Annotated in this window: 26 protein-coding genes and 1 riboswitch; of the genes, 23 read left to right on the forward strand and 3 right to left on the reverse strand. The window is 35.0% G+C overall.

Going from position 1 to position 24,269, the window contains the following annotated elements:
- Nucleotides 1-43: 43 nt before the first annotated feature.
- The 6 genes from resB (at nucleotide 44) to DPQ31_RS07505 (ending at nucleotide 7,054) form a co-directional block, all read left to right on the forward strand.
- Nucleotides 44-1,669: a cytochrome c biogenesis protein ResB gene (resB, locus tag DPQ31_RS07480; protein WP_000910514.1), complete on the forward strand. Its 1,626-nt coding sequence runs from the start codon at nucleotides 44-46 to the stop codon at nucleotides 1,667-1,669.
- 14 nt (nucleotides 1,670-1,683) lie between these two features.
- A complete protein-coding gene (gene resC / locus DPQ31_RS07485; RefSeq protein WP_000250078.1) occupies nucleotides 1,684-2,841 on the forward strand; it encodes a cytochrome c biogenesis protein ResC in 1,158 nt (385 codons plus the stop codon).
- Between the two features lie 303 nt (nucleotides 2,842-3,144).
- Complete coding sequence (gene resD / locus DPQ31_RS07490) at nucleotides 3,145-3,861, forward strand: DNA-binding response regulator ResD (protein WP_000426665.1); 717 nt, start codon at nucleotides 3,145-3,147, stop codon at nucleotides 3,859-3,861.
- On the forward strand, nucleotides 3,861-5,636 hold the full coding sequence (gene resE / locus DPQ31_RS07495; protein WP_000964658.1) for a sensor histidine kinase ResE: 1,776 nt from the start codon (nucleotides 3,861-3,863) through the stop codon (nucleotides 5,634-5,636). The genes resD and resE overlap by 1 nt, the downstream gene beginning before the upstream one ends.
- A 136-nt stretch (nucleotides 5,637-5,772) precedes the next feature.
- Nucleotides 5,773-6,354: a cob(I)yrinic acid a,c-diamide adenosyltransferase gene (locus DPQ31_RS07500; protein ID WP_000781256.1), complete on the forward strand. Its 582-nt coding sequence runs from the start codon at nucleotides 5,773-5,775 to the stop codon at nucleotides 6,352-6,354.
- Between the two features lie 85 nt (nucleotides 6,355-6,439).
- Nucleotides 6,440-7,054 carry a peptidoglycan DD-metalloendopeptidase family protein gene (locus tag DPQ31_RS07505; protein ID WP_000866132.1) on the forward strand — a complete coding sequence of 205 codons (615 nt, stop codon included), beginning with the start codon at nucleotides 6,440-6,442 and terminating at the stop codon, nucleotides 7,052-7,054.
- Between the two features lie 28 nt (nucleotides 7,055-7,082).
- Here the strand turns inward: DPQ31_RS07505 and DPQ31_RS07510 are convergent, their stop codons facing one another.
- Nucleotides 7,083-7,769 carry a hypothetical protein gene (locus tag DPQ31_RS07510; RefSeq protein ID WP_208731732.1) on the reverse strand — a complete coding sequence of 229 codons (687 nt, stop codon included), beginning with the start codon at nucleotides 7,767-7,769 and terminating at the stop codon, nucleotides 7,083-7,085.
- A gap of 248 nt (nucleotides 7,770-8,017) precedes the next feature.
- Nucleotides 8,018-8,157, forward strand: a riboswitch (FMN riboswitch).
- A 162-nt stretch (nucleotides 8,158-8,319) separates the two neighbouring features.
- Between DPQ31_RS07510 and DPQ31_RS07515 the strand changes: the two genes are divergently transcribed.
- Nucleotides 8,320-8,898 (forward strand): ECF transporter S component, encoded by a 579-nt coding sequence (locus tag DPQ31_RS07515; protein ID WP_052943503.1) that lies wholly within the window; start codon nucleotides 8,320-8,322, stop codon nucleotides 8,896-8,898.
- Between the two features lie 123 nt (nucleotides 8,899-9,021).
- On the opposite strand, the gene DPQ31_RS07520 is transcribed toward DPQ31_RS07515, so the two are convergent.
- Nucleotides 9,022-9,270, reverse strand: a complete 249-nt coding sequence (locus tag DPQ31_RS07520; RefSeq protein ID WP_001151993.1) for a ferredoxin — start codon at nucleotides 9,268-9,270, stop codon at nucleotides 9,022-9,024.
- A gap of 298 nt (nucleotides 9,271-9,568) precedes the next feature.
- Between DPQ31_RS07520 and DPQ31_RS07525 the strand changes: the two genes are divergently transcribed.
- The 12 genes from DPQ31_RS07525 (at nucleotide 9,569) to DPQ31_RS07580 (ending at nucleotide 19,545) form a co-directional block, all read left to right on the forward strand.
- Nucleotides 9,569-10,630, forward strand: a complete 1,062-nt coding sequence (locus DPQ31_RS07525) for a YpbB family protein (RefSeq protein WP_001176982.1) — start codon at nucleotides 9,569-9,571, stop codon at nucleotides 10,628-10,630.
- On the forward strand, nucleotides 10,620-12,149 hold the full coding sequence (locus tag DPQ31_RS07530; protein WP_208731733.1) for a RecQ family ATP-dependent DNA helicase: 1,530 nt from the start codon (nucleotides 10,620-10,622) through the stop codon (nucleotides 12,147-12,149). Before DPQ31_RS07525 ends, DPQ31_RS07530 begins: the two co-directional genes overlap by 11 nt.
- Entirely contained in the window at nucleotides 12,149-12,712 is a 564-nt protein-coding gene (locus DPQ31_RS07535; RefSeq protein WP_208732084.1) for a CPBP family intramembrane glutamic endopeptidase, read from the forward strand. The genes DPQ31_RS07530 and DPQ31_RS07535 overlap by 1 nt, the downstream gene beginning before the upstream one ends.
- Before the next feature lie 22 nt (nucleotides 12,713-12,734).
- Nucleotides 12,735-13,214: a LysM peptidoglycan-binding domain-containing protein gene (locus DPQ31_RS07540; protein WP_001231536.1), complete on the forward strand. Its 480-nt coding sequence runs from the start codon at nucleotides 12,735-12,737 to the stop codon at nucleotides 13,212-13,214.
- Nucleotides 13,215-13,281: 67 nt separating this feature from the next.
- Entirely contained in the window at nucleotides 13,282-14,058 is a 777-nt protein-coding gene (locus tag DPQ31_RS07545) for a metallophosphoesterase (protein WP_000637912.1), read from the forward strand.
- A complete protein-coding gene (locus DPQ31_RS07550) occupies nucleotides 14,058-14,933 on the forward strand; it encodes a MerR family transcriptional regulator (RefSeq protein ID WP_001142656.1) in 876 nt (291 codons plus the stop codon). Before DPQ31_RS07545 ends, DPQ31_RS07550 begins: the two co-directional genes overlap by 1 nt.
- Before the next feature lie 77 nt (nucleotides 14,934-15,010).
- Nucleotides 15,011-15,619, forward strand: coding sequence for a genetic competence negative regulator (locus DPQ31_RS07555; RefSeq protein WP_001235404.1), 609 nt, complete (start codon nucleotides 15,011-15,013; stop codon nucleotides 15,617-15,619).
- A gap of 321 nt (nucleotides 15,620-15,940) precedes the next feature.
- Complete coding sequence (gene gudB / locus DPQ31_RS07560) at nucleotides 15,941-17,227, forward strand: NAD-specific glutamate dehydrogenase (RefSeq protein WP_000225171.1); 1,287 nt, start codon at nucleotides 15,941-15,943, stop codon at nucleotides 17,225-17,227.
- Nucleotides 17,228-17,305: 78 nt separating this feature from the next.
- A complete protein-coding gene (locus tag DPQ31_RS07565; RefSeq protein ID WP_000426776.1) occupies nucleotides 17,306-17,515 on the forward strand; it encodes a hypothetical protein in 210 nt (69 codons plus the stop codon).
- Nucleotides 17,516-17,608: 93 nt separating this feature from the next.
- The gene (locus tag DPQ31_RS07570; RefSeq protein WP_015000291.1) at nucleotides 17,609-17,845 is read left to right on the forward strand and encodes a DUF3961 domain-containing protein; all 237 of its coding nucleotides are present in this window, start codon (nucleotides 17,609-17,611) and stop codon (nucleotides 17,843-17,845) included.
- A gap of 79 nt (nucleotides 17,846-17,924) precedes the next feature.
- Nucleotides 17,925-18,455, forward strand: a complete 531-nt coding sequence (locus tag DPQ31_RS07575) for a peptidoglycan recognition protein family protein (protein ID WP_001240651.1) — start codon at nucleotides 17,925-17,927, stop codon at nucleotides 18,453-18,455.
- 109 nt (nucleotides 18,456-18,564) lie between these two features.
- Nucleotides 18,565-19,545: a YpdA family putative bacillithiol disulfide reductase gene (locus tag DPQ31_RS07580; protein ID WP_001168501.1), complete on the forward strand. Its 981-nt coding sequence runs from the start codon at nucleotides 18,565-18,567 to the stop codon at nucleotides 19,543-19,545.
- Nucleotides 19,546-19,577: 32 nt separating this feature from the next.
- On the opposite strand, the gene ansA is transcribed toward DPQ31_RS07580, so the two are convergent.
- Nucleotides 19,578-20,552: an asparaginase gene (gene ansA, locus DPQ31_RS07585; protein WP_208731734.1), complete on the reverse strand. Its 975-nt coding sequence runs from the start codon at nucleotides 20,550-20,552 to the stop codon at nucleotides 19,578-19,580.
- A gap of 180 nt (nucleotides 20,553-20,732) precedes the next feature.
- On the opposite strand from ansA, the gene DPQ31_RS07590 reads away from it, so the two are divergent.
- From DPQ31_RS07590 to DPQ31_RS07605, 4 genes are all read left to right on the forward strand, one after another.
- Entirely contained in the window at nucleotides 20,733-20,906 is a 174-nt protein-coding gene (locus tag DPQ31_RS07590; protein WP_000754950.1) for a DUF5359 family protein, read from the forward strand.
- 130 nt (nucleotides 20,907-21,036) lie between these two features.
- Nucleotides 21,037-21,714 (forward strand): (d)CMP kinase, encoded by a 678-nt coding sequence (gene cmk / locus DPQ31_RS07595; RefSeq protein ID WP_000361259.1) that lies wholly within the window; start codon nucleotides 21,037-21,039, stop codon nucleotides 21,712-21,714.
- 333 nt (nucleotides 21,715-22,047) lie between these two features.
- Entirely contained in the window at nucleotides 22,048-23,196 is a 1,149-nt protein-coding gene (gene rpsA / locus DPQ31_RS07600) for a 30S ribosomal protein S1 (protein ID WP_000229553.1), read from the forward strand.
- Between the two features lie 12 nt (nucleotides 23,197-23,208).
- The gene (locus DPQ31_RS07605; RefSeq protein ID WP_000251049.1) at nucleotides 23,209-24,258 is read left to right on the forward strand and encodes a type 2 isopentenyl-diphosphate Delta-isomerase; all 1,050 of its coding nucleotides are present in this window, start codon (nucleotides 23,209-23,211) and stop codon (nucleotides 24,256-24,258) included.
- Nucleotides 24,259-24,269 lie beyond the last annotated feature (11 nt).

The raw sequence follows: 24,269 nt of genomic DNA on the forward strand, positions 1-24,269 counted from the left end.
GTTAGAATATACAATAGTACATATAGATACAGGGGCGGTGAGAGTGTTGAAAGAAATTAAATGTGAGTGTGGACATGTTAATCCGATAGGAACCATTTTTTGTGAAGCTTGTGGGAAACCATTTGAAAGCAATGAAAATGTAAAACTATTGGATATGCGCTATGAGGGGAGTGCGCGGAGATCTCTCACGCAAACAAAAACGATAGTCGATAAAATTTGGAGCTTTTTCTCTTCTGTAAAAGTAGGTGTATGGCTAATCGTAATAACTTTAGCTGCATCAGCGATAGGAACAATTTTTCCGCAAGAAATGTACATAACGCCAGGAATTGCACCAGCTGAATATTATAAACAGGAATACGGATTTTTAGGGCAATTATACTATCAATTAGGATTTAATAATTTATACGGTTCATGGTGGTACATGATTTTAATTGCTTCTATCGGTACTTCACTTGTGATATGTAGTTTAGACCGTGTTATTCCCCTTTATAAAGCTTTAAAAAAACAAGGGGTAAAAAGACATCCTAGCTTTTTAAAGAGACAAAGATTATACGGGACTGGTACTCCGCAAGATGGTGACTTGGAAAGAGTGCAAAAGAATTTAAAGAAAAGAAACTATAACGTGAAAGTGGAAGACGGAAACGTTTTAGCGGAAAAGGGACGTTTCTCACGTTGGGGTCCATATGTAAATCATATCGGCCTTATTATCTTTTTATTCGGTGCGATGCTTCGTTTTTTACCGAGTATGTACGTAGACGAAGCTCTTTGGTTACGTGATGGTGAAACGAAAGAAGTACCAGGGACGGATGGTCAATACTATTTAAAAAATGAGAAGTTTATAAAAGAAGTGTATGATAAAAGTAAGGATAAGGAAGTTTTTGATGAAGCGATAGACCGTGTTGGGGATAAAATGATTGCGAAAAACTTCCAAACGAATGCAGTATTATATAAAGCGGTAGGCGAAAATATAGCAGGGCAAAAACCGAAATTAGAAAAAGTAAAAGAAGCGGAAATTCGCGTGAATGAGCCATTGAAATTTGATCAATTTGCAGTGTATCAAGTGGATTATAAAGAAAGTGAATTTAAAAGTATGTCCTTCCACTTGCAAAACAAAGAAAATAATCAAAAGTGGGGACCAATTAAAGTAGATTTAGCGAATCCAACAGAAAAATACGATTTAGGAAATGGTTATTCTTTAGAACTATTAAGCTATTTTCCAGATTTTTATTTTGATGAGAATGGAAAACCGAATACAAAAACAAAATTACCAAACAACCCTGCATTCGTATTTAAAATGTTTACGCCTGAGACGCCAGATGGTGAAGTGAGTTTCGTTGGTATTCAGCAAAATATAGAAGCAGATGGAAACAACAAATATAAAATGTCATTTGCAGGTGTTGAAATGCAAAATGCGACAGCTCTAACGGTTAGGAAAGATTTAACGCTTTGGATTCTTGGTATTGGAGGATTTATATTTATGGTTGGTGTCATTCAAGGTATGTATTGGAATCATCGCCGTATTTGGATACAACGTGTTAATGATGAATGGTGGATTGCAGGACATACGAATAAAAATTGGTTCGGTTTAAAGAAAGATATTGAAAGAATACTAGAAGGTACAGCAATTCCACAGCCAAATGATAAAGTAATTGATAAAAAAATTAGTTAAGGTGGGGAAACGATATGGTGCAAATAAGTAGTAACTTTCTCTTTACCGCATTTATTTTATATTTAATAGCAACTCTATTTTTTGGGGGAGCAATTAAAGAAAAGGGTCATAAATGGGCAAATGTAGGAATAACGATTACAATTTTAGGATTTATAGCACAAACAGTATATTTTGTTACAAGGTGGATTGCATCAGGTCATGCGCCAGTTAGTAACTTTTTCGAATTCGGTACGTTTTTCGGTATGATGCTTGTCGGAGCATTTATTGTAATGTATTTTATGTACCGCGTAAGTATAATTGGACTATTTGCATTACCAGTTGCTCTTTTATTAATTGCCTATGCAAGTATGTTCCCGAGGGAAATATCCCCGCTTATCCCATCTTTAAAAAGTAACTGGTTACACATTCACGTGACGACTGCAGCAGCAGGACAAGCAATTTTAGCAATTAGTTTTATTACGGGCGTTATGTATTTATTGAAAAATGTAGATCAATCAACGAGAAGTAAACGTACATTTTGGTTAGAAACGGTAGTGTTCACACTTGTTTGTACAGTTGGATTTATTGCGGTAACGACAGTATTCTCCAGTATGAAATATGAAGCTAAGTTTCAATGGATTGATAAAAATGAACAACAAGTCGAGATGAAGTATAATCTCCCAGCTTTAGTTGGACCACATGAAGGGAAGTTACTGACAGAAAATAAATTAGAACCGACAGTCGAAGTTCCAGCGATTGTAAATGCGAAAAAATTAAATACTGTTATTTGGTCAGTAATAGTTGGAACACTACTTTATGTTGTATTAAGACTTGTTTTACGTAAACGAGTATCAGCGGCACTTCAGCCACTAGTAAAGAATACGAATAGTGATTTATTAGATGAAATTGGATATCGATCTATTGCAATTGGATTCCCAGTTTTCACATTAGGTGCGCTAATTTTTGCGATGATTTGGGCTCAAATAGCATGGACGCGTTTTTGGGGGTGGGATCCGAAAGAGGTTTGGGCACTTATAACGTGGCTCTTTTATGCGGCAGTATTACATTTACGATTATCTAAAGGATGGCATGGGGAAAAATCAGCGTGGCTTGCAGTAATTGGTTTTGCGATCATTATGTTTAACTTTATTGTAGTGAACTTAATCATTGCGGGTTTACATTCATATGCATAGAGAAATAAAATAGGAGAGTGTATGTCACTTTCCTATTTTATTTTTGTCAAATTTTCTTCTTTTTTGAGAAAAACATGACAAAGTAGCGGTTGATTTTGTAAAATGATGTCGAGGACATAATATACTGTTCAAATAAAATACATAGTTTTGGAAAAAAATTGAACAAACTTTATTATTCTTGTGAAGCATAATAGTGGGAAGTGAAACATTTAGAGGAGTGCTTAAATAACCGAGAATAGCGCAACATAATAGTGTAGAAGGGTAGGTGTGAACCGCTGATGTGAAAATATGCAGCGGGTAGAAATGGAAAATGAATTTAGAATTTTAATTGTAGACGATGAGGATCGCATTCGTCGTTTATTGAAAATGTACTTAGAAAGAGAGCAATACACTATTGAGGAAGCAGATAATGGTGATACAGCTTTAGAAATGGCGTTGCAAAATGATTATGATTTAATCTTATTGGATCTTATGATGCCTGGTAAAGATGGTATCGAAGTGTGCAAAGGGGTTCGTGAGAAAAAAGCGACACCAATTATTATGTTGACGGCAAAAGGTGAAGAAGTAAATCGGGTACAAGGATTTGAAGTTGGAACGGATGATTATATTGTAAAACCATTTAGCCCACGTGAAGTAGTGCTTCGTGTGAAAGCGGTGTTACGTCGTGCTGTACCAACAACATTCTTTACACAAGATACAACGACGAAAGATGTTACTGTGTTCCCGCACTTAACAATTGATAACGATGCACATCGTGTTACTGCAGATGGTAATGAAGTGAACTTAACGCCGAAAGAATATGAATTACTATTATTCTTAGCGAAAGCTCCTGATAAGGTATTCGATCGAGAGCAATTGTTGAAAGAAGTATGGCAATATGAATTCTTCGGAGATTTACGTACAGTGGATACGCATGTAAAGCGTTTACGTGAGAAATTAAGTAAAAAATCACCAGATGCTGCGAAGATGATTGTTACCGTTTGGGGCGTAGGTTACAAGTTTGAGGTTGTGAACGACTGATGCTTTGGAGAAGTGTAGTAGGGAAGTTATGGATGACCATATTACTTCTCGTTTCGTTTGTTCTTGGATTTGTTGCGATTTTACTTTCACAGTTTTTTAGAACGTATTATGTTGATATGAGTGAAGCTAGGCTTCAGAAAGTTGCAACAAGTGTTTCAGAGTTAATTGAAGAAGGTGCCGATGTAAAAACGATTGAGAATATCGCGTATAAATTCTCTGACCCACTTTCAAGAATCATTATTGTAGAAGATGGTAAGGAGATTTCATCTTCTCCGAAACAAGAAGGATTAGTTACGCTAACAATAGATGATTTAAAAGAAGATAAAGAATTAGCTGCTGTTTTTAAAGATAAAAAAGAAATTAAAAACAACATAAGAAAAGCTTCTAATAGTAGGAAGAATAAAAATACTGAAAATGATATTATGATTGTCGGAAAACCGGTGCAATCAAAAAATCAAAGTGCAGTGTTCGTATATGAATCTTTACAAGTACCAATACAAGGTATGGAGAGAACGACTGATTTTATTTTCTTATCGGCTGGGATTGCGATTATATTAACAACCTTCTTTGCGTTCTTCTTATCTACTCGAATTACCGCACCGCTTCGTAAAATGCGTGAGGTTGCTTTTGAGGTGGCGCGTGGGAAGTTTGATGCAAAGGCCCCTATGGTATCTCAGGATGAAATTGGTGAGCTTGCAACGGCCTTAAATCAAATGGGTAAACAGTTGAAGTTTAATATGAATGCTTTGCAGCAAGAAAAAGAACAGTTAGCTAGTATTTTGAGTAGTATGGCAGATGGAGTTATTACGTTAAATCAAGAAGGTGAAGTCGTAGTTATTAATCCACCGGCTGAAAATTTCTTACAAGTTTGGCAAGAAGAAAAAGAGATAGAGCTAAGTAAAAAACTACCTTCTGAACTTGTGGAACTATTCCATCGCGTTGTAGAAAGTGAGCAACAACAAGTTGTTGAAATTAATTTGCAAAAAGGTAACTACGTAGTTCTTATGACGCCGCTTTACAATCAAACGAAAATTCGTGGGGCTGTAGCAGTGTTGCGTGATATGACGGAAGAACGCCGTCTTGAGAAGATGCGTCAAGACTTTATTGCCAATGTATCACATGAACTTCGTACACCAATGGTCATGCTTCAAGGGTATAGTGAAGCGATTTTAGATGATATTGTGCAAACGAAAGAGGAAATTAATGAGTTTGTTCAAATCATTTATGATGAATCCGTTCGTTTAGGTAAACTTGTAAATGAATTATTAGATTTAGCTCGTATGGAAAGTGGCCACGTAGAGTTACATATTGGTGAAGTAGATATTCATCCATTTGTCGAAAAGATTGGCCGTAAATTCCAAGGGATTGCAAAGGATAAAGAAGTTGAACTAACAGTAGATTTCCAAAGTCCAATTGAACAATATCCGTTTGATGCAGACCGTATGGAACAGGTGTTGACGAATTTAATTGATAATGCAATTCGTCATACGAATGCAGGTGGACATGTTGCACTTGTAATTCATACGGAAAATAATGGTCTTACTTTCGAAGTGCAAGATTCAGGTGCTGGTATTCCAGAAGAAGACATTCCATTCTTGTTTGATCGTTTTTACAAAGCTGATAAAGCAAGAACACGCGGGAAAAAGGGTGGAACAGGACTCGGGCTTGCGATTGCTAAAAATATTGTTCAAGGCCATGATGGGAAAATTTCTGTCTCAAGTGTTGTTGGAGAAGGAACTACATTCTCTGTATATTTGCCGAATCGTATAATTTAGATATGTGTTTTTAAAGTTAATAATAAATAAAGTTCTACTGTTTTTTATTTTTTTGTAAAATCAATTAAATAAATTATAGTAGAACTTTTTTCTATCTTAGTCGAATTAAGAATGACGAGAGAGGGGTTGTGAAGAAATGAAATTATATACGAAAACAGGAGATAAAGGGAAAACAAGTGTAATAGGTGGCAGGGTGGATAAAGATAATATTCGTGTAGAAGCATATGGCACGATAGATGAGGCGAATTCTCATATTGGATATGCGATGACTAAGCTACAAGGCGGGGCATTTGGAGATATTTACAATGAACTTGAAAATATTCAACATGAACTATTTGATTGCGGGGGAGATTTGGCGATAGTGGAGGAGAAAATCCCTTATAAAGTAACGATCGAAATGGTCGAAAGCTTAGAAAGAAGGATTGATTTGTATATAGAAGAAGCGCCACCATTAGAACGCTTTATTTTACCAGGTGGTAGCGAGGCATCGGCTACCATTCATATTGCACGTACTGTTGTAAGAAGAGCAGAGCGCTCTATCGTATCGTTGAAAAAAGAAGTGGAAACAAATGAAGTTGTTCTAAAGTATGTAAATAGATTATCTGATTATTTGTTTGCAGTAGCTAGAGTAATAAATACTCGATTACAAGTAAAAGATGTGGAGTATAACCGTAGCGCATTAGTTTTTCGTGATAAGAAAGAGAAGGAAGTGGAGTAATTCACTTTCTTTTTTTTGTATACTTTTTTCTGTAATATACCAAAATAGAGAAGGTATGGTGGTAATTAGAAAACGGAGGATGTATATGAAAGTGTTAAAATGTAGCGTCATGTTATTGACTGTACTGTTTTTATCTCAATTACATGTTTACGCAGAAGAAAATCGATGGACATGGCCTGTGGAAGGACAGATAAGTGATTATTTTGGGACAAGGCATGGAAAACACTACGGTATTGATATAGCTGCACCGATCGGAGCACCTGTGGCAGCTATTCAAGATGGTAAGGTGACAAAGTCTTATTATTCAAATAGTTATGGGAACGTTGTATTTATTAAACATGGAGAATATGAGGCTGTGTATGCACATTTAAATAAGAGACACGTAGTTCAAGGGGATTATATTTCAAAAGGAGAAATAATTGGAGAAGTAGGAAACACAGGAGAATCACGAGGTGCACATTTACATTTAGAACTTCATCAAGGAAGATGGACGATGGCGAAAAAGAATGCGATGAATCCATTACTTGTTTTAAATGAACAAAGAAATGAAGTTGTTTCTTCCTCATTATATGTCGTACAAAAAGGGGATACTTTAGTTAATATTGCACGGAAATTTAGTATGACACTTAAGGAAATAAAAGCAAAAAATGGATTGCAGCAAGAGCGAATTTATCCAAATCAACAATTATACGTAAAGTAAAGAAGAGCTAGTTTAACTAGCTCTTCTTTTACCAAAAAATAAAGACACATATAAATCCAGAAATAGCTAAGTAGCTATATAAGTAAAAAACTTTTGTTCTTGTTTTTTCTTTTGTTCGAAACAGTACAATAGTCGGTTCAATTAAACCGATTGTCAAACAAAGTAAGCCAAGAAGCATACAACCAATCGAAAGAGAGTACAGGGCGATTTGTGGTGCTTGAAATGGAATCATCCATTTTAATAAAAATGCAATAAGTGCAGTGTAACAAATGCTGCCGATGTATTTATTCAACGGTGTATTAGAACGAAAACCAGGAAGTTTTTTTAAGAAAGAGCGAGAAACAACTTCTGTTTGTAAAGATGTATGCACTTCGATAATTTTTTGAGCTTCTTTTCCTTTTTGGAAAAGGGATAATATCCAGTTACGCTCACCTTGAAAAATAAATTGAGAAGTTGTCAAATAGTGATCAACCTTCACTTTATTCCAACTCTTCCATGGATGACGCTCGCACAATTTTAATTTACTTTCTGTTTTTTTATCATACTGATAAATACTGATGCCATCTTCATCGAAAGCAGCATAGTATGTCTCGCTTGAGAATGTGCCTAAATCAATTGGACAGTAGAAAAGTAATTCTTTTTTTAAGTAAAAGTATTCTTTTCTTAAGTTTTTTTTCATTGCTTCTCGAATAGAGTGTCTTTTATCTTTCTTCATGACATTTCCTCCATAACTCAGAAAATGTTCTTATCTTAACAATTCAACATCTTATCACTTTTCATTATATATGACTAGGGAATTCACAAGAGAAATGCCTAATAATAAAAAATATGGGGTGTATTGTAAAATATTTTGCAATTATTAATAGGTTATAAAAAATAAACAACTAATTTTAAATAAGTTACAATTTTTTAGTTCACAATGTTATTAGGTTGTTGTATAATGAAGGGGAAAATAGAATATCGGTCTATCTTCGGGGCAGGGTGAAAATCCCGACCGGCGGTGATGAACTATTTATGATTTCGTTCTAAGCCCGCGAGCCGTTAAGGCAGGATTTGGTGTGATTCCAAAGCCGACAGTATAGTCTGGATGGGAGAAGATGGAGGTTCAAGCGTTCAAAAAAGATAGGAATTTGAACGTCTGTTTGATGTGCCTTAAATTCTCCCTTTGTGTAAAACACAAAGGGTTTTTTCATTCTATGAAAAAATAGGCATAGCAGAACCTTTCCACTTTCCATGAGATGATCGATGGAAAAGGAGAGAGAACGATGAAACAAAAAAACAGTGTAGTACAAATGGTGAGTGTAGCAATGCTAAGTAGTATTGCATATTTACTAATGATGTTGGATTTCCCGTTCCCAGGGCTTCCGCCATTTTTAAAAATTGATTTTAGTGATGTGCCAGCTCTAATTGCTGCAATTATTTTTGGACCAATTGCGGGGATAATTGTAGAGGGAATAAAGAATATTTTACATTACGGGATTCAGGGTAGTTTAGTAGGAGTGCCAGTTGGAGAAATTGCAAACTTTATTGCAGGATGTTTATTTATTGGACCAGCAGCTTTCTTATTTAGAAAGTATCGTACTGTAAAGAGTTTAACGACAGGACTAATGTTAGGGACAATTACAATGGCGCTAATTATGAGTGTATTAAACTATATCATCATATTCCCAGCTTACACTTGGTTTTTAAATGCACCTGCTATGTCTAGTGAGGCTATAAGAACGACTGTTGTAACAGCGATCTTACCGTTTAATTTAATTAAAGGAATTGTAGTAACAATTGTATTTGTAGCATTATTCTCACGCCTGAAAGTATGGGTGTTTGCAAAAATGAAAAATGCATAACATATAAAATAAAACCATTAGTAGTGTGAAACTACTAATGGTTTTTTGTTAAGTAGAATGAAAATAGGGAACAAAAAATGCCCCTCATCAATATGAGGGGCATTTTTTGAAGTTAATAAAAGACTATTCGAATTTTAAAGCGTCGCCGTCAAATGATTCGTCAGCAACTTTAATTGAGTCAGTTGGACAACCTTCGAATGCGTCCATCATATCTTCAATTAATACATCTGGAATTTCAACGATACCTTGGTTATCATCTAATGTTACAAATGCAATACCTTCATCATCATAGTCATAAATGTCTGGTGCAGCAGCGCCGCAAGCACCACATGCGATACAAGTATCTTTATCAACGATTGTATATTTTGCCATCTTTTTTCCCTCCTGATAATATGTATGTGAAAAGCTCGCCATAAAAATTATAACCTTATTGTAAAACGGTTTGTAAAACTTTTCAACATAAAATTATAATGATAATGCTTATCAATTAGAGTGTCAACTTATTTTTGAATTATGTCATAAGATTTTCAAAATACGTAAATGTTATTTCGTTTGGTACAATAGAGTATGTACAAGCATATGGTACCGATATGATAAGGTTAATGAGTAACAGTAGACGTTGTAATCATATTGAAAAAGAATTAAGTTAAATTGGAAAGGGGAAGCGGTAATGCAACTACAATATACTTTATTGTATTGTTTAAAACAATTGAATGGCGAAAGGACCGTTTCTTCTATTTATTATTTATTAAAAGGAAAGAGGTCATCGCAAACATTACAAGATGGGAATATGTTTCAAATTTCTTTTTTGTTTGGGATTTATAAATCATTGAATAGAGCTGATTATGATCAAGAAGTTGCAAAGTTGGTACAAACGGATTTAGTTCAATCTATACATGAAAATACATACGTAGTAACGACTGCTGGTAACATGCAATTAAACAAATGGAAAGATGACTTTGCTTTTCCGACGTGTTTACATGGTTTACACTATGGTGAAATAGGTGAAACGTTTTGGAAGAGATTATCATTAATCGTTCAAACCATTTCGAATTTACAACAGGTGAATACGAAATTTATTCCAATTCAGCAAGATACAGAAATAATGATGTGGGTGAAACGTTTTCTCACTGGAATACCATATATGAGAAGTGAATTGGCTAAAAGGTTGTGGAAGGAGATGTATACTCTTTTACAAAAAAATAAACCATTAGAGGCGACAATCGTAACATATCGCTTAACGGGCTATAAACGCATCGGTTGTACGTTGCAACAATTAGCGGAAATTACGAAACAAGATGTATTTCGAGTGTATTTTTTATTTTGGGGTACAATTCATTTCATTATTCAAGAAGTTCGTAATAAAGAAAGTGAGTTTCCGTTATTAGCTGAAATTATATCTTATCCAAATGAGAAGGCTGATTTATTTAGCATATCTACGAAAAAAACATATAATCTTTGGAGACAAGGACGCTTTCTGGAAGAAATAGCAACAATTCGGAATTTGAAGGTTGCAACGATAGAAGATCATTTTGTAGAAATCGCTTTACGAGAAAAAGAATTTTCAATTGAGATGTTTATGGAGAAAGACAAAATAGATAAAGTAAAAGAAGTAATTGAGACGTTACAAACACGTAAGTTACGTGTCTTGAAACAAGCGGTTGGGGAAGAGATATCTTATTTTGAAGTCCGTCTTGTATTGGCACGGATGGAGGGTATAAATGAAACTTGAGGAATATTTATATAAGTGGTTTGGATATTCTGAATTTCGTCAAGGACAAAAAGAAGTTATTACAGACTTATTAGAAGGAAAAGATGTTATAGCGATGCTTCCGACTGGAAGAGGGAAATCTATGTGCTATCAACTCCCAGGGCTAATGCAAGAAGGAACAGTGCTTGTTGTATCACCACTATTATCTTTAATGGAAGATCAAGTTACACAATTAAAGTATGTTGTGAAAAATCGAGTGATTGCATTTAATAGTTTTCGGACATTAAGTGAAAAAAGAGAAGCGATGAAAAAATTGGCTTTTTATAAATTTATTTTTGTGTCTCCAGAAATGTTGCAATCGGATTTATTAATAAGAGAATTGAAGAAAATTCATATTTCAATGTTTGTTGTGGATGAGGCCCATTGTATTTCGCAGTGGGGGTATGATTTTAGACCGGATTATAAAAAATTAAACGTAGTAATCGAGAACATTGGATCTCCTACGGTACTAGCATTAACAGCGACAGCGACAAAGGATGTACTGCAAGATATAGCAGAGAGTTTAAGTTTAAAGAATGTCTCGCAGCATGCATACTCTATTGATCGTCCAAATATTGCAATGGAAGTGCAATTTGTAGAGACGATAGAAGAGAAGAAAGAAGCACTTTTGGAACATGTGATGTATTTACATGGGCCAGGGATTGTATATTGTTCAAGTAGAGCATGGACAGAACGTTTAACGGAATATTTAAGAGGAAAAGGCTGTACTGGTGTGGCTTTTTATCATGGTGGTATGGAACATGAAGAGCGTATGTTAATTCAACAGCAATTTATGAATGACCAATTGCAAATTGTAATATGCACAAGTGCTTTTGGTATGGGAGTAAATAAGTCGAATACGAGATATATTATTCATTTCCATTATCCGACTAATATAGCTTCCTACTTACAAGAAATCGGAAGAGCTGGAAGAGATGGCGAACCGAGTATAGCCTTTTTATTATGTAGTCCGTTGGATCACGATTTGCCAATTTCAATTATTGAAGATGAATTGCCAAGTAAGTCGCAAATACAATTTTTATTTTCTTTACTACAAGAAAGAATGTTTCAAACGAAAGAATTACCAATAGAAGATGTAGAAGAAATTTGTTATAATGCAGCAAGATTTAATGAACAATATTGGCGTTTCATCCGCTATCATCTCGAACGGCTTGGGATCATACAACGGCGAAAACTAATATTAGAGAGCTTGTCAGATGAAATCATGAACAGATTAATAGCTGAAGTAGAAATAAGATTGCGTAATAAATATAGTGAGCTAGAAAACATGAAGTCATGGATACAAGTTAAAGGATGTAGGCGTGAATATGTACTTCAACAGTTCGGTTATAGAAAAGAGACAGAGTTGAAAAATTGCTGCGATTATTGTGGTATTACAAAAACGGAGTATAAAAAAAGACGAGCGCAACAATCCGATTTCGACTATAATTGGGAAACAGAGTTACAAAAGCTTTTCGGCCTAGAGAAGATGGAGGAATGATGAACATTCAAAGGCATAATGTTGAAGATATGAGTCCGAAAGAAATAAGGCTGAATCTGTATATAACACAGCTAATTATTATTGGTATTGGTTGTTTGCTAGCATATATATTATTTCGAGATACAAAAGAAGTTTTTAGTCTTTGGAAGTGGGAACCTGTACGAATAATTATAGTAGGTAGTTTATTAGCGATTGGTATTGTGTTATTAGATTATGTTGCAATGCGAGTATTTCCAGAGTCTTGGTTTGATGATGGTGGTATTAACGATAAGATGTTTCAAGGAATGTCAGTTATGCATTTACTCGTTATTACGTTCGTTATTGGCTTTGCAGAAGAATTTTTATTTAGAGGTGTAATGCAGACTCATTTCGGAATTATAATAGCAAGTTTAGTATTTGCAGTCTTACATATTCGGTATATAACAAAGCCATTTTTGTTTTGTTTCGTATGTTTTATTAGTTTTGTCTTTGGTTATGTATTTGAATGGACAGGGAATTTATTTATAACAATCTTTGCACACTTTCTTGTTGATTTTATAATGGGACTCCAACTAAGAAAATAAATGGAAGGTGGTGGTGAACAACATGAGGAAACGAATTCCTGATTTTGAAGAGGAATTAGAAGTTGAGCAAGTGGAAGAAGATGAAAGTTTACCGCCGCGAAGTGAACTTCATAGAAATAAAGAGAAAAAGCAAAAGTTTAAAATGAATCACATTTTTGTCCGAGTATTAACGTGTCTATTCATATTACTACCAATTAGTATTTTATGGTATACGGATAAATATATTCAGGTGAAAAGTGATAGTAGTAATGCTGGTAAAAGTGCGTTTGAAGTAATTTTTTTTGATTCAGCCAAATCTGAAACTCAGAAACAATCTGAGAAGGTGGTAACGCATACTGTGAAAAAGGGAGAAACTTTAGAAAGTATAGCGAAGCAATATTTTTCAGATGAAAGTGGGATTGAAGTTATTAAAAAGTATAATAACTTAGAAGAAGATGAAGTGAGTGCAGGTCAAGAATTAAAAATTCCGATAAAAGATAAGTCCGTAAAACAAGAGAGCTAGTAAACTAAGCAATTCGTAGCTTGTTATAAAAACTGAGGATTATCTTTATGAGTAGGGAAGTAAAAATATGATATGGATTACAATATTAAGTACTCTCATATGTATAGGTATAATATTTCTTCTTGTAATGTATAAAGAAGCGATGCGTAATACGGTATTGGAACATACTTTAGAATTTAAAGAATTTCCGCAAAGTTTTCAACAGATGAATATGTTTTTTATTTCTGATATTCATAGAAGAGTCGTTTCAGATTCGTTAATTGAGCGAATAAAGGGAAAAGTAGATCTCGTTATTATTGGTGGTGATTTAGCGGAAAAGGGCGTACCTTTATCAAAAATCTCTGCAAACATTCAAAAGTTAAGAGCGATAGCTCCTGTATATTTTGTATGGGGAAATAATGACTATGAGATTGAATACCATGAATTAGATGCGTTGCTATTAGAAAATAATGTGAAAGTTTTAGATAATACAAGAGTTGTATTTGAATCTGAGTTAGGAGAGAAAATTTGCTTACTCGGTGTAGATGATGTTGGATTGGAACGTGATCGTTTAGACTTAGCATTGGCTGATTGTAAAGAAGAGGGATTTCGTATTTTAATTAGTCACAACCCTGATATAATAAAAAAAATGTCTGGAAAAGAACAAATTTCACTTGTGTTAAGTGGACATACACATGGAGGACAGATTCGATTATTCCCATCTGAAAAATATTTAAAAGGTGGCGTATATAATCATTCAAATACGACTCTCTTTGTTAGTAATGGATACGGAACAACATTGATTCCACTTCGTTTTCGAGCACCTGCTCAAACACATATTATTACGTTATGTGGAGGGAAATGATGCCAACTCTAAATGGAAAATATAATATAAAAGCTGTTTCGAATATTATTGGAGTTCAACCGAGTACGCTTCGTGCATGGGAAAGGCGATATCAGATTATTGCCCCAAAGCGGAATCAAGCTGGGCATCGATTATATACAGAAGAGCATATTCGAATTTTGAAATGGTTAATGGAGAAGGTTTCTTCCGGTATGATGATTGGACAAGCAGTGCAGTTATTAGAAGGGAATCGTTTGCAGAGTAATGCCCAAAAAGAAATACATTACGATAAAGAAGTTGTTTTAGTGGACGATTTACTACAAGCTTTGTTAGAATTTGATGAAATTACAACTTCTGCATTAATAAATGAGGCTTTTAGTATTTATTCAACAGAAAAAGTTATCACCGGTATTATTCTTCAAGTGACAAACAAATTGTTGACACTAAAAAATAACAATGAGATTGCAATGACGCAATTCCAATATGCCGTATCATTTTTACAAACTCGTCTAGGAATGGTGTATCATAATGCTTCAACGTTTTCTTCCATACACAAAGTAATTGTGTTAGAAAATAATACATTGAAAGGATTTATTTTCTCAATGTATTTACGTTTAAAAGGATATGAGGCGATACATATTAGGACAAGTTTAGAGGGAGATGGCATGTTATTAGCGGTTGAGCAAATACAGCCAAAATATTTATTTGTCTCTTTTGAAAATGGCCTAGAACTGAAAAGGGCGATGAATGTTGGGGATTTATTGCAAGAAAAAAATGAGAACCTTTCTGTTGGGGTTATAGGGGAAATAAGCGCTCGAGATCAGTTGAACATTCAAACAATCCTAATCGGCGATACGAAAGAAGAATGGGATGAATGGTTAAAAATGTTAGAATAGTTGTTCGGAAAGAACCATCTATTTTCTATTTCATATAATAAAAATTAGATTCAATGGTTACGTAGGGAGGGTATGAGATGAGGCTGGAACGATTAAATTATAATAAGATAAAAATTTTCCTAACATTTGATGATTTATCTGAACGAGGATTAACGAAAGAGGATTTATGGAGAAATGCACCGAAAGTACAGCAACTATTTCGTGATATGATGCAAGAAGCAAATAAAGAATTAGGATTTGAAGCAGATGGTCCGATTGCAGTTGAAGTATTTTCTCTACAAGCACAAGGCATGGTTGTAATAGTAACGAAGGAAAATCAAGAAGTGGATACAGATGATGAGTTCCGTGACGAGTTTATTGAAATGCAAGTGACTCTAGATGAGAGCGAGCACATACTTTATGAGTTTGCTACACTAGACGACGTAATTAACCTGTCGAATCGCTTATATAACCTTGGTGTAACTGGCGGAAAGTTATATACGTGGGATGGGCGTTTCTATCTTTGGATGGAAGAAGAAGAGCAAATACAATTATTGAAGGCGGATTTTATAGCTATTTTAGCAGAATACGGTAATCCGTCTACGGCAACCATTTACCGTGTAATGGAGTATGGTAAAGAATTAATGGCTTCTCAAGCAATTGAACAAGTATACAATTACTTTGTGAAAAAGCAAAACCTCAGCTAATATAACATAGCTGGGGTTTTGTATTTTATTTGGATAAGAGGAGTAAGGCTAGGGTCAATTATAAATATTTAAACAAACGTTTTCTTAATTAAATATACCGTTTCGCGACGCTGTATTCGAGTGAGATAAAAAATATTTAAATATTTAAGTATTTTACTTTTCTAAAAGCAATAAAAGGACTATAATAATAGTGAAAACGCTTGCAATACGAAATAAGTTGTATATATTTGTTAGCGTTTTCTATTGCATTCCAAATTTAACGGTGTATACTAGGCAATGAAGGTTTACTAAACAAGTGAAATTACAGGGGGTTTACTTACTATGGTAGCCGAAAAGGGAACTCAAACAAAAACACAACAACAAAGGGAACAACATTTTGAACTATTGAATTCGACACAAATTGTTATTAGTGAAGCATTAGAAAAATTGGGTTATCCAAACGAAGTATATGAATTATTAAAAGAACCAATTCGTATGATGACAGTGAAAATACCAGTTCGTATGGATGACGGGACTGTTAAAATATTTACAGGATATCGTGCGCAACATAATGATGCTGTTGGTCCAACGAAAGGTGGAATTCGCTTCCATCCGAATGTAACAGAAAATGAAGTGAAAGCACTTTCGATCTGGATGAGTTTAAAATGTGGTATTGTTGATTTACCGTATGGTGGAGGTAAAGGTGGAATTATCTGTGACCCACGTGAAATGTCATTCCGTGAATTAGAAAGACTAAGCCGCGGTTATGTACGAGCAATTAGCCAAATCGTTGGTCCTACAAAAGATATTCCGGCTCCAGACGTATTTACAAACTCTCAAATTATGGCATGGATGATGGATGAGTATAGCCGTATTGATGAATTTAATTCACCAGGATTTATTACAGGTAAGCCACTTGTATTAGGTGGATCACACGGACGTGAAACAGCAACAGCGAAAGGTGTAACAATTTGTATTCGCGAAGCTGCAAAAAAACGCGACATTGATATTAAAGGTGCGCGTGTTGTTGTTCAAGGGTTCGGTAATGCGGGTAGCTTCTTAGCTAAATTTATGCATGATGCAGGTGCGAAAGTAATTGCAATTTCAGATGCTTACGGTGCATTACATGATCCAAATGGATTAGATATTGATTATTTATTAGACCGTCGTGATAGCTTTGGTACAGTAACAAAACTATTTAATAATACAATTTCAAACAAAGAATTGTTAGAACTTGATTGCGATATTTTAGTTCCAGCTGCAATTGAGAATCAAATTACAGAAGAAAATGCTAATAATATTAAAGCAAAAATTGTTGTTGAAGCTGCAAATGGTCCAACAACTTTAGAAGCAACTAAAATTTTAACAGATCGCGGAATTTTACTTGTTCCAGACGTATTAGCAAGTGCTGGTGGAGTTACAGTATCTTACTTTGAGTGGGTACAAAATAACCAAGGTTACTACTGGACAGAAGAAGAAGTAGAACAACGCTTAGAAAAAGTAATGGTAAGATCATTTGATTCTATTTATGAAACAGCACAAGTTCGTAAAGTGAACATGCGCTTAGCAGCTTATATGGTTGGTGTTCGTAAAATGGCTGAAGCAAGTCGCTTCAGAGGTTGGGTATAATATTATATCATGAAAAAACGTGATTCCTTTCGAGGGAATCACGTTTTTTTGTTGGAGTATTAGTGTGAGGTGTTGTATATGGAAAATGAAATGATGGAACGAGTAGAACAATTAGAAGAAAAGGTTAAGAGGTTAGAGGGAGAACTCTCAAGAACGATGAAAGCCCGAAAAACAAGTGTCGTTCGGATGTTCGGAGAAGGCTTATTGTTTTTAATATTTGGTGTGGTTGTAGTAGGGCCGATTATCGCTGTTATATTCACGATTATTACTTGGCTTGTTGAAAAATAAAATAAAAAAATAAAAGAACACTTGTTCTGTACGAACAAACGTGCTATACTCTCCTTAGATAAACAAAACGGAAATGATTTTAAGGAGAGATAAATGATGAAAATGACAGTAGACCAAAGATTTATGATGCCAGCAGATGTTGTAGAACGAGTGGAAGTATTACGAAACAAACAAAGTAAGCGTGGCACATTATTACAATCAGTAAATGAATTTTTCGGCTTAGATACGAAAGAAGATTGTGTTTGGTTTTACGGTTTTTATGGAGTCGCTGTAAGTATTTTGTTATTTATGGTGTTCACATCAAATATTTTCGATTTTCTCTTCGTGTAAGAAATATGCGATAAGGACATTGCTACCGAATACATATATAAGGAAGGAAGGTAATTTTCTAAAGCGGGAGTTGGTAGTAATGGCGATGTTTCCTATAGAGCGTAACTATATTGGATATGGAAGTTCACGACCGGGAATTCCTCTTTCTAAAGTAAGGTTTATTGTAAGTCATGATACAGGGAATCCTGGTAGCAATGCAATAGGAAATCGGGATTACTTTAATGAAATACAACCGAAAGCTTCGGCGCATACATTTATAGATGACAAAACAATATTGGAAATTGTTCCTATAAATGAAGTTGCGTATCATGTTCGATATGGTGTGTCGACGGATAATGACTTATATGGTTATGATGCGAATAAGGCTGCCATTGGTGTGGAACTTTGTTATGGCGGTGATGTTAACTTTTGGGAAGCGTATACGCGTTTTACATGGTATCATGCTTATTTATGTCAAAACTTTGGCTTGAATCCGAAAAAAGATATCGTATCACATAAAACACTTGATCCAGCTAGAAAGATTGATCCTGAAAATGTATTAGGGAAACAAGGTATTAAATTTCAACAGTTTTTAGCAGATGTCTATCGGATGTACGTTTCGTTTAGATGACAAACGTATGAAAAATGAATACAATAAAGATAGGTGCCTACTGTTGTAAGTAGGTTTTTTCTTGTTTTTATAAATAGTGCAGAGGTAGAAGACTAGGAGTGAACCGAGTATGCAGAAAGAAACAGCTATCATAATTGGAGGCGGTCCGTGCGGATTAGCAGCAGCAATTTCGTTGCAAAAGGTAGGGATTAATCCGTTAGTAATTGAAAAAGGAAACATTGTAAATGCGATTTATAATTATCCAACTCATCAAACATTTTTCTCCTCTAGTGAAAAATTAGAAATTGGTGAAGTAGCTTTTATTACCGAAAACCGTAAGCCAGTTCGAAATCAAGCACTTGCGTATTATCGCGAAGTAGTAAAGCGTAAATCTGTACGCATAAATGCTTTCGAACGAGTAGAGAAAGTTCAAAAAGATGGAGAAGTTTTTAAGGTTGAGACGACGAAACGTGACGGACATAAAGAAATATATATAGCGAAATATATTGTTGTAGCCACTGGATATTATGACAATCCAAATTATATGAATGTTCCAGGTGAGGAACTGAAGAAAGTAGCTCACTATTTTAAAGAAGGACATCCTTATTTTGATCGAGATGTAGTAGTTATAGGTGGAAAAAACTCAAGTATAGACGCTGCGTTGGAACTTGTTAAAGCAGGAGCGCGTGTAACGGTACTGTATCGTGGAAGTGAGTACTCGCCGAGCATTAAGCCGTGGATTTTACCGGAATTTGAGGCGTTAGTACGAAACGGTACAATTCAAATGCATTTTGGGGCTCATGTGAAAGAAATTACTGAACATACATTAACGTATACCGTTGATGACGGAGCATTTACAATCCAAAATGATTTTGTATTTGCGATGACGGGTTACCATCCTGATCATAGTTTCTTAACGGAGATGGGCGTTCGAATTGATGAAGAAACTGGGCGTCCGATTTATACAGAGGATAGAATGGAAACAAACACTGAAAATATTTTCATTGCAGGTGTAATTGCCGCTGGGAATAATGCAAATGAAATATTTATCGAGAACGGTAGATTTCATGGAGATGCGATTGCGCAAACCATTGCGTCGAGAGAAAAATAAAAAGAAGCTGTCGAAAAATTCGACAGCTTTTTTTATTCGTGCATAAACATATTTTGGATTGTTTCATGTGATTTTGTATTCTCTAATGCGACTAGTAATTTAATACGTGCTTTTTGAGCGTTTAAGCCGTATGTGAATATAACGCCCTTATCTTTTAATTGTTTGCCGCCACCTTCATATGAATATACGTCTTGAACGATACCATTGAAGCAACGTGAAACTAATACGACTGGAATTCCTTTGCTTATTAATCGTTCTAAACTAGGGAGTGTACGTGGAGGCAAATTACCTTGTCCAAGCGCTTCAATGACAATTCCGTCAACTGGAAGGTTTTCAATTGCTGCTAACAATGTATCATCCATACCAGCATATGCTTTTAGAACAACTACGTTTTTAGAGGTGTTATTTACTGTATACGTTTCATGATGTACTAAAGCGTGATGGAAGACAACACCACGTTTTGTTACCATTCCAATTGGTCCATATTGTGGACTTTGGAATGTTGCAACATTACTTGTATGTGTTTTCGTTACATTTGTAGCGCAATGAATTTCGTCGTTTAATACGACTAGAACACCTTTTTCTGCAGCTTCATTACTGCTAGCTACTTTTACAGCTGATAAGAAGTTATATAGACCATCAGCACCTAATTCATTACTAGAACGCATTGCGCCTGTTACTACGATTGGAATAGTTGCTTTGACTGTTAAATCTAGGAAATATGCGGTTTCTTCTAATGTATCCGTACCATGCGTAATGACTACGCCATGAATGTTGTCTTGTTTTACTCTTTCATCAATGATGACTTGTAATTGTAACATCTCGCTTGGTGTCATATGAGGAGATGGTAGATGGAACACATCTTCAACGATTAAATCAACATCGCCTTCTAAATCAGGAATGAATTTTAAAAGAGGATTTTTTTCTCCTGGTTGTACGACCCCAGTTTCTTTATCTTCCTCCATTGCAATTGTTCCACCTGTGTGTAAAACTAGGATTCTTTTCAATGCTTATACCCCTTTCAAGTTGAAAAATACATTTAGAACATAACATGTTTTGAGTAAATTCGACAATGAAAATGTATAAAAGCATGCTTGGAATATGACAATAAATTTAATTGCGCTATGTACGTTGTATAAAATCATGAAATGTAATGTGTAAGTATATGGTGGGAAGGAGTGGATATCTTGAAGAAGGTGGAGAAAATTATCATTCGTATATTAATAATTCAATTTATTTGTCTTTGTGTTGTGCAATTGTTATTTATACATAAGTCATCAATAAAATATCTATCTAAAATTGTTTATTATGAAGGTGTCGTCGCGAAAAATAAAGAAGAAATCTTACAGGTGAGTAGGTAGTTTTCGTTTTCTTCTAGGAAGGATTATGCTACAATAATTGAGGATTTAATGACGTGAAGCAAATGAGAAGAAGCAGGGATGAATACCTGCTTTTCGTTTTGTTTTATAAGTGAAAAAATGAGGTGTTACAATGGATAAACGAATTTCAATTGCTATAGATGGTCCAGCAGCTGCTGGGAAAAGTACAGTTGCAAAAGTTGTGGCAAAGAAGCTTTCTTACGTTTATATTGATACAGGCGCAATGTACCGTGCTATTACATATGCAGCCCTTGAACAAAAAGTGGATATTGAAAATGAAGAAAAGCTAATGGAAGTTGTAAAAAATGTGAATATTGAATTTCAACAAGGAGAAAATACACAACTTGTATTTTTAAATGGACAAGATGTTTCGGAAGTTATTCGTACGCCTGATGTGACGAATCGAGTATCTATTGTGGCAAAGCATCGTCTTGTTCGTGAAGAAATGGTTCGTCGTCAACAAGAATTAGCGGAAAAAGGCGGCGTTGTAATGGATGGCCGTGATATTGGTACACATGTGTTACCAGATGCTGAAGTGAAAATCTTTATGCTTGCTTCTGTAGAAGAAAGAGCGGAAAGAAGACATTTAGAAAATATAAATAAAGGTTTCGATTCTAATTTAGAGCAGTTACAAGAAGAAATTGCTCAGCGTGATAAATTGGATTCAGAACGCGAAGTTTCTCCTCTAAAAAAGGCTGATGATGCATTGGAATTAGATACAACTTCTTTATCAATTGAAGAAGTCGTCCAAAAAATTATGGGTATTGTTTCAGGAGTATTTGCGAAATAAAGAAAGGGATTATCCTCTTTCTTTTTTTGTTTGTATAGAAATGTAAAGGATACGTGAATTGTGAGTCTCTTTCCTTGACAAATGAGCCGATTTATAAGAAGTTAGTTAAAGAGGAATAAAACTGTCAGAATATATTCGCTATTATATTTCAAAACATACTTTCTTCAAGATGATTTTGCTGTATACTATTTATATAGGATTAATATATTTTCTTATGAATGCTATTGAAAAAGAGTATGTGATGATAAATTCTTAAACATGCAAATGAAAACATTTGTTTTCATTTCGTATATACATAAAAATGCTTTGTCAATTCTGTAGGGAGGTATTTCCATGGTAGAGAAAATGAATGAAGAAGTTATGGATTCAAAAGAATTACAAGTTGGTGACGTTGTTACAGGTTCTGTAACGAAGGTTGAAGAAAAACAAGTGCTTGTAAATGTTGGATACAAAACAGATGGCGTAATTCCAATTAGTGAATTAGCTAACGTTCATATTGAAAAAGCAAGCGATGTTGTAGAATTAGATCAAACACTAGAATTGAAAATTATTAAATTAGAAGAAGATGATCTTGTTTTATCTAAACGTGCTGTTGATGCAGAAAAAGCATGGGTAGAATTACAAGAGAAATTTACTTCTGGTCATGTATTTGATGTTACTGTAAAAGATATCGTGAATGGTGGATTAGTTGTGGACCTAGGCGTTCGTGGTTTTATCCCAGCTTCACTTGTAGAAGTACATTATGTAGAAGACTTTTCTGACTATAAAGGAAAAACATTAGCGGTAAAAATTGTTGAATTAGACCGCGAAAAAAATCGTGTAATCCTTTCGCATAAAGCGGTAGTAGAATTAGAACTAGATTCTAAGAAAAAAGAAGCAATCTCTTCGTTAAAAGAAGGGGATATTGTTGAAGGAACAGTACAACGATTAACGGATTTTGGTGCTTTCGTTAACGTTGGTGGTGTGGACGGTTTAGTTCACATTTCGCAAATTTCACACGAACGTGTGGAGCAACCATCTGAAGTGCTAGAGCAAGGTCAAAAGGTAAAGGTAAAGGTGCTATCTGTTGATGCTGATACGCAACGTATCTCTTTATCAATTAAAGCAGCTCAGCCGGGACCTTGGGAAAATGTTGCTGGTGAAATAAAAGCTGGTGATATTCGTGAGGGAGTAGTAAAACGTCTAGTTACATTCGGTGCTTTCGTTGAAATTTTACCTGGCGTTGAAGGGCTTGTGCACGTATCTCAAATTGCAAATCGTCACGTGAAAAATCCAAATGAAGTATTGGAAATGGGACAAGAAGTAAAAGTGAAAGTACTTGAAGTACATGTAGCGGAAAAACGTATTTCTTTAAGTATAAAAGAAGCACTTGAAGAAAATAATGTAACAGAAGATTATAGCAAATATGAGCCAAATGCTGATTCTGCTACTTTCCAATTAAGTGATATTATTGGTGAACAACTGAAAAAATTAAAGAAATAAAGAGGGGTACGAGTGGTAAGGGCAAAACGTAAATTAGATCATATTGAATATGCTCTTTCTACTGGTCAGTCTCGTACGCATGGCTTTCATGATATTGATTTTGTGCATCAAAGCTTGCCAAATTCAAGTTATGATACTATAACATGTGAAACAAAAATCGGCGAACTTTCACTAAGTTCGCCGATTTTTATCAATGCGATGACTGGTGGTGGAGGAGAGCAAACGTTACATATTAATGAGCAACTAGCATATGTAGCGAAACATCATAATCTCGCTATGGCTGTAGGTTCGCAAATGGCAGCGTTAAAAGATGAGCGTGAGGCGGCTTCTTATAAGGTCGTTAGAAAGATAAATCCAAATGGGATTTTCTTTGCGAATTTAGGTAGTGAGGCAACTGTCGAACAGGCAGAGCGTGCCGTTGATATGATTGAAGCAAACGCACTACAAATTCATTTAAACGTTATACAAGAGTTAACGATGCCTGAAGGAGATCGTGATTTTACGGGGGTACTTCAGCGGATTGAACAAATTGTTTTAAAGAGTAAAATTCCTGTCATTGTAAAAGAAGTTGGATTTGGGATGAGTAAGGAAACAGTGCAACAGTTAGTGAGTATAGGTGTAACGGCAATTGATATTGGTGGACAAGGTGGTACAAATTTTGCTGCTGTTGAAAATGAAAGAAGACAGCGAATGCTTTCTTATTTTAATAACTGGGGCATACAAACAACTACCTCGATTATTGAAGCAACCTCTACAAATAACAACCTCTCTTTTATTGCATCTGGGGGCATACAAACAGCGCTTGACGTGGCGAAGGCAATCGCATTAGGGGCGAATACAACCGCATTTGCTGGATACTTTTTACGTATTTTAATGCAAGATGGTATCGAGAAGTTAGTGGATGAAATTGATCTTTTACATACAGATTTAAAATTTATTATGACAGCTCTTGGTGCGAAGACGATAGAAGAGTTGCAATCTGTACCTCTTGTTGTAAAGGGCGAAACGTATCATTGGTTAATGCAGCGTGGTATTGATACAACGCATTATAGTAGGAGATAAAAAACCAACCG

It is taken from the genome of Bacillus sp. COPE52 (genome assembly GCF_003355115.1).
In the GTDB taxonomy this organism is placed as follows: domain Bacteria; phylum Bacillota; class Bacilli; order Bacillales; family Bacillaceae_G; genus Bacillus_A; species Bacillus_A toyonensis.

What these genes read in the sequence shown, in the direction of transcription:
- resC (WP_000250078.1), top strand. Translation starts at nt 1,684, where the DNA reads ATGGTGCAAATAAGTAGTAACTTTCTCTTTACCGCATTTATTTTATAT.
- resD (WP_000426665.1), top strand. Translation starts at nt 3,145, where the DNA reads ATGGAAAATGAATTTAGAATTTTAATTGTAGACGATGAGGATCGCATT.
- resE (WP_000964658.1), top strand. Translation starts at nt 3,861, where the DNA reads ATGCTTTGGAGAAGTGTAGTAGGGAAGTTATGGATGACCATATTACTT.
- DPQ31_RS07500 (WP_000781256.1), top strand. Translation starts at nt 5,773, where the DNA reads ATGAAATTATATACGAAAACAGGAGATAAAGGGAAAACAAGTGTAATA.
- DPQ31_RS07505 (WP_000866132.1), top strand. Translation starts at nt 6,440, where the DNA reads ATGAAAGTGTTAAAATGTAGCGTCATGTTATTGACTGTACTGTTTTTA.
- DPQ31_RS07510 (WP_208731732.1), bottom strand. Translation starts at nt 7,769, where the DNA reads ATGAAGAAAGATAAAAGACACTCTATTCGAGAAGCAATGAAAAAAAAC.
- DPQ31_RS07515 (WP_052943503.1), top strand. Translation starts at nt 8,320, where the DNA reads ATGAAACAAAAAAACAGTGTAGTACAAATGGTGAGTGTAGCAATGCTA.
- DPQ31_RS07520 (WP_001151993.1), bottom strand. Translation starts at nt 9,270, where the DNA reads ATGGCAAAATATACAATCGTTGATAAAGATACTTGTATCGCATGTGGT.
- DPQ31_RS07525 (WP_001176982.1), top strand. Translation starts at nt 9,569, where the DNA reads ATGCAACTACAATATACTTTATTGTATTGTTTAAAACAATTGAATGGC.
- DPQ31_RS07530 (WP_208731733.1), top strand. Translation starts at nt 10,620, where the DNA reads ATGAAACTTGAGGAATATTTATATAAGTGGTTTGGATATTCTGAATTT.
- DPQ31_RS07535 (WP_208732084.1), top strand. Translation starts at nt 12,149, where the DNA reads ATGAACATTCAAAGGCATAATGTTGAAGATATGAGTCCGAAAGAAATA.
- DPQ31_RS07540 (WP_001231536.1), top strand. Translation starts at nt 12,735, where the DNA reads ATGAGGAAACGAATTCCTGATTTTGAAGAGGAATTAGAAGTTGAGCAA.
- DPQ31_RS07545 (WP_000637912.1), top strand. Translation starts at nt 13,282, where the DNA reads ATGATATGGATTACAATATTAAGTACTCTCATATGTATAGGTATAATA.
- DPQ31_RS07550 (WP_001142656.1), top strand. Translation starts at nt 14,058, where the DNA reads ATGCCAACTCTAAATGGAAAATATAATATAAAAGCTGTTTCGAATATT.
- DPQ31_RS07555 (WP_001235404.1), top strand. Translation starts at nt 15,011, where the DNA reads ATGAGGCTGGAACGATTAAATTATAATAAGATAAAAATTTTCCTAACA.
- gudB (WP_000225171.1), top strand. Translation starts at nt 15,941, where the DNA reads ATGGTAGCCGAAAAGGGAACTCAAACAAAAACACAACAACAAAGGGAA.
- DPQ31_RS07565 (WP_000426776.1), top strand. Translation starts at nt 17,306, where the DNA reads ATGGAAAATGAAATGATGGAACGAGTAGAACAATTAGAAGAAAAGGTT.
- DPQ31_RS07570 (WP_015000291.1), top strand. Translation starts at nt 17,609, where the DNA reads ATGATGAAAATGACAGTAGACCAAAGATTTATGATGCCAGCAGATGTT.
- DPQ31_RS07575 (WP_001240651.1), top strand. Translation starts at nt 17,925, where the DNA reads ATGGCGATGTTTCCTATAGAGCGTAACTATATTGGATATGGAAGTTCA.
- DPQ31_RS07580 (WP_001168501.1), top strand. Translation starts at nt 18,565, where the DNA reads ATGCAGAAAGAAACAGCTATCATAATTGGAGGCGGTCCGTGCGGATTA.
- cmk (WP_000361259.1), top strand. Translation starts at nt 21,037, where the DNA reads ATGGATAAACGAATTTCAATTGCTATAGATGGTCCAGCAGCTGCTGGG.
- rpsA (WP_000229553.1), top strand. Translation starts at nt 22,048, where the DNA reads ATGGTAGAGAAAATGAATGAAGAAGTTATGGATTCAAAAGAATTACAA.